The organism is Vibrio sp. 1078-1, assembly GCF_033340475.1.
In genome coordinates, this window is the sequence record NZ_JAWOWM010000532.1 from 1 (window position 1) to 620 (window position 620).

Below are 620 nucleotides of genomic sequence, written 5' to 3' on the forward strand. Positions count from 1 at the left end.
TGGCATGATTTCAACTTGAGTTATGCTTGCTGCGCCGTGACGGTTTGATGTACCCACACAGTCTGAACCGGTATCACCACCACCGATTACGACAACATGTTTTCCTGCTGCGTGAATTTCTTCTCCTTTTAGATCCATGTTGTTTGCTCGGCGGTTGTTTTGTCCGAGGAACTGCATTGCAAAGTACACGCCTTTTAGATTGCGTCCCGGAACAGGAAGATCGCGAGGAACGGTTGAGCCACCAGTCAGCAGTACCACATCGTACTCTTGACGCAGTTGTTGCGCGTTTACATCGACACCAACGTGTTGATTTACTCTAAACTCAACGCCAGCTTCTGCCATTAGATTGATCTTGCGATCAATGACTTCCATGCTCAGTTTGAAATCTGGAATACCGAAACGCAGCAGACCACCCACTTTCTCGTCACGCTCGAATACGGTCACGGTATGGCCTGCACTGTTTAGCTGCTCGGCAGCCGCAAGACCCGCAGGGCCAGAACCAATAATAGCGACTGTTTTACCAGTGCGAGAACGCGGAGTTTTTGGTTTGGCGTATCCTTCACGATACGCCGTTTCCACGATGGTTTTCTCAATATTACAGATAGTGATTGGGTCTTGGT

1 protein-coding gene is annotated in these 620 nt (G+C 49.0%); it reads right to left on the reverse strand.

Annotation, left to right across the window (positions count from 1 at the left end):
* Window positions 1-620 (reverse strand): FAD-dependent oxidoreductase (locus tag R7190_RS28620; RefSeq protein ID WP_318138027.1); only part of this gene is annotated, 620 nt, incomplete at both ends.